Genomic DNA, 3,734 nt, shown 5'->3' with positions numbered 1-3,734 from the left:
CCGCGTGATCGTCGCCATCACCAATTATGAACGTGGACACAATCCCGGACGGACGAATCTCAAGATCCTGTGATTGATTCTATGACACGCTCTTTTTAGCTAACTGGACCGCTTTCTTCGTGAAGCGGGAGATCTTCGACATAGGCATCGACGATTTCCCGCTTCAACTCCCTAGTTCTAACGGTCGAAGCCGACGCTGTCTAGTGATTCACCAGAGCCCTCTTAGCTAAAGACGGATGTGCTGTATCAGTTGTTGACAAACTGGAACCTCCATTCTTTTTGTGGATGCACTTCATGGACATCCACGCCCCCATTTCGACTAACTGCGTAGATGAGTCTCCACTATATCAAATTCCAACCAGACGGATCGCGAAAGCGGATGTCAAGCGAATGTTAAATATCGAATCTCCCCTCTATCGGTTAATCTACGACAGTGCAGTCAGATACGTTGACAAGCAAATATCTGAATTCATTAAACATCTTCATAATACTGATGTTTTGGCCGATTCAAACCTTATTATCACCTCCGATCATGGGTAGGCTCTTTACAATCGAAGAAGACATGGCCATCCCTATCATTACATGTATGATGAATTGCTTCATGTGCCACTTTTCGTAAAATCGGCTGATAGGGGGCAATTTAGAACTGATTCTCTATTTTCTCTAGCCTGGATGAACGAACTGATATCGGATCTCTACAGTATCGATCGGAAGGAAATGGGGAGACCTTCCAGCCGTGACACTCATCTGAACTGTAGCGATAATGGCGACATAGCGTGTATCTCGGATAGTATCGATGAAGATAGATACACGACCGTCGTTCGGAATCAGGACTACAAATGTATTCATCTCGAAAACACACGGCCTCTCGATACGATGGACGATGGCTGGGAAGAGGGTTTGCGAAACGTCACGTACGAAATCAGTTCCGACGCTGGCGAGCACCTTCCACGGCCTCTCGCCGATGGACCGTGCGAGCTGAGGGATCTGATTGACGAACTCGTGATTGATCCGGAGAATCACCCTTCGATAAGTGGTAGACTGAGTGAGGAAGTGAAATCGCAATTGAAGGAACTGGGATATAGAGATTAGCTAACCCCCAAATACCTTAGAGTATCTGTGTTCCTCACTCCGTAGCAGAAAGTTCCTCGTAAAGACGCACGTACTGTGTACTCGTCTCACTGATATCAAATTTCTCCCTTGCTTTATCGTAAGATTGTTTCCCCATTTTCCGCCGTGTTTCGGGATCAGCGATCTTCGACAGGGCGTTAACAAGTGCACCTTCATCATTGTTTGGAACTAGATATCCGGTTCCACCGTCGTCTACTACTTCTTTAATGCCTGCGACGTCGGTACCGATGATCGGTAGCCCGGCCGACATTGCCTCGGTGGCTGTCAAGGGTAATCCTTCGTAGTTCGATGTCAATACAAATATGTCTGCAGAATTATAGTATTTCTCAACGTTTTTCGACTTCCCAGTAATTTCTACTTCGTCTTCTAATCCCTTCTCATTAACCAATGATTTTAGGTCTTCTTCTAATTCTCCCCAGCCAACGATATAGGCCTTAAAAGATGTTGTCGTTCGCTTGAGTTCTGCCAGACTGTTTATCAGGTATGACTGGTTCTTCTGCTTGTGATAACGACCGATATTTAGCAGAGTGAAGTCGTTAGTTTGGAAGGAAGTTGCTTCAGAGACTTTTCGGCGAAAAGATTCCACATCAATGCCATTATAGATCACCGACCAATGGTCATCCGACCGGTTTGCGAACGAATCAAGTACGGCTCGGGAGACAGCCACAGATTGATCCTCCAATCCTCTTGTAAACCTCTCAAGATACCCCCAAAAAAGAGGATAGGACTGTGAAACGTTTTGTTGTGTAGAAATAATGTTGTCAACTCGAGCGAGTCTTCCAATTAGTCTGCCGAGCACGATCGCGTGGATCAAATGGAGATGGACAATATCAGGATCGGCGCTCCTCAGCAACTTGTACATTCTGAATAACGCAAATGGTAGATCTCTTGGTTGATCATATCCCAAATCCACAACTTCTACTCCTGCATCGGAGAATTCCCGCCGTAGAGCACGATTCATCCCAAGGAAGCAGACTGCGTGATCGAGGTCATCTGTTTGATTGATTAGTCGGAGAAGGTGTTCCTCACCACCACCGAGTGCAAGACTAGTAATTACATGAATGACCTTCATCAATAGGGTCACTTGGTCACATATACAAAATGGTTGCTATTGAATAGACATGAGGTCGTGGACATCGATAGGTAATCCTGACTATAGTAAGAGTGTCAACCTTAGCATGAAGGAGATGGGTGAGCAAGGATGAGTTGGTGGATCAGCCATGCTCGACCGCTGGTTGGGAAGGCCTGACAGCAAAAGGCTCTGGTGAATCACTAGACAGCACTGGAACGAACCGTCAGAACTAGGGAGTTGAAGCGGGAAACCGCGATTATCCTATGTCGAAGATTTCCCGCTTCACGCAGAGAGTGGTGACGTTAGCAAAAAATGCTGTTGGTGGCCGAGGCGTTTGCTCAGGCGATAGGTGAGGCGGGTGTCGAACAGTATTGAGGTGATTCAGCTATGAAACGACTAACCGATCTCAGACACGACGTCAAGAACGTACAAGATAACGTCCTCGGCGATCTCGACGTCGACGAGCGGGTGCGAATGTTCCTGAAAGCGGCCGCCGAGGGCAAAGAGGATCGCATAGAAATGCTCCGGGATTCGGCGCCGAGATACGAATACGAAACCCGCGACCTGGAGTTTACCTACGGGGCGATCGAGGGGTATTCACTCTCGAGTGCGGCGAACGCCGAGCTCGAGCGGCTCTATACAGCGATGATGATGTACGAAACCGCCCGGAATATGCACGCCCTCGCCGTCCTTCTGAACGAGGCGCTCGAGCAACTATCAACGGGCCATTTCACCGTCGACGAGTACGGGAACGCCGACACGCCGCCATCATGGCCTCACGACTACGGACCCCAGTACGACGCCAACGAGTCGCGCCTCGCCGGGAAGTACCGCGAGCTGTGGGGTTACTCAGCTACCGAACCGAGCTGATGGAACACTACGCCCCGCCCCGCATGGCAAAGGCGGAAAAGAACCTCATGGACACCGTCGCCGAGTTCTACCGAGCGTTTCACACGTATCGTCGCCTCGCCGAGGAGCACCTCTACATGACGCTCGACGAGTTTCTCGGGGAGTCACAAACCCAGCGGCTCCCGTTCGACGATCGGACGGGACCGAGGCGGCTCACCGAGGAGAAGTGTCGGGACGTCCTCGAGCGTATGCAACAGTATATCGACCGCTACGAGGAGAGTCAACAGAAAGTCGGTAAGGTGCTCGCCGAGGGGGCGCCCGACGCGGTCGACGGCCTCGGCGACGACGAGATAACCGCGACGGGCGAGCTCATGCAGAAGTACGACCTCGACGACATGGTAGAGGCGGACGTCGCCGAGGGCCTTGAGGACTCACGGTTTCTAACGCCGCCTATTTCGGGACGAGGATGTATTGTTTTTTTGCCCTTCCCCGACTACTGTCCATGTATGAGCCTTGTCCAGAGAGCGGTTCAGAAACTACAAAGAGATGGGCTAAAATCAACATCTTCTGTTGCATTGAAATTCCTTACGCTCATGGGTAGAGGATTGTTGGTAGCATCATAGCGCAGTTTCAAGGATGGTTTTGAGCGCTTCATCGCCGGGTTTGCGACGGACGCGTTTTC

The 3,734-nt window shown here is 50.1% G+C and carries 5 protein-coding genes; 4 read left to right on the top strand and 1 reads right to left on the bottom strand.

The features are described from left to right. Positions 1–261: 261 nt before the first annotated feature. Both BLR34_RS17680 and BLR34_RS16760 read left to right on the top strand, forming a co-directional pair. Positions 262–540, top strand: coding sequence for a sulfatase-like hydrolase/transferase (locus tag BLR34_RS17680; protein ID WP_368086108.1), 279 nt, complete (start codon positions 262–264; stop codon positions 538–540). A gap of 336 nt (positions 541–876) precedes the next feature. Further along, positions 877–1,092, top strand: a complete 216-nt coding sequence (locus BLR34_RS16760) for a hypothetical protein (RefSeq protein ID WP_143414210.1) — start codon at positions 877–879, stop codon at positions 1,090–1,092. Positions 1,093–1,126: 34 nt separating this feature from the next. On the opposite strand, the gene BLR34_RS16410 is transcribed toward BLR34_RS16760, so the two are convergent. After that, a complete protein-coding gene (locus BLR34_RS16410; RefSeq protein ID WP_092704953.1) occupies positions 1,127–2,203 on the bottom strand; it encodes a glycosyltransferase in 1,077 nt (358 codons plus the stop codon). A gap of 387 nt (positions 2,204–2,590) precedes the next feature. Here BLR34_RS16410 and BLR34_RS16405 point away from each other — a divergent pair, with 387 nt between their 5' ends. Beyond that, positions 2,591–3,073 (top strand): hypothetical protein, encoded by a 483-nt coding sequence (locus tag BLR34_RS16405; RefSeq protein WP_092704951.1) that lies wholly within the window; start codon positions 2,591–2,593, stop codon positions 3,071–3,073. Beyond that, positions 3,073–3,675, top strand: coding sequence for a hypothetical protein (locus BLR34_RS16400; protein WP_092704949.1), 603 nt, complete (start codon positions 3,073–3,075; stop codon positions 3,673–3,675). The genes BLR34_RS16405 and BLR34_RS16400 overlap by 1 nt, the downstream gene beginning before the upstream one ends. Positions 3,676–3,734 lie beyond the last annotated feature (59 nt).

The organism is Halovenus aranensis, assembly GCF_900100385.1.
In the GTDB taxonomy this organism is placed as follows: Archaea; Halobacteriota; Halobacteria; order Halobacteriales; family Haloarculaceae; genus Halovenus; species Halovenus aranensis.
The sequence above is the reverse complement of the archived record's forward strand: the minus strand, read 5'-3'. Positions and strand labels throughout refer to the sequence as shown.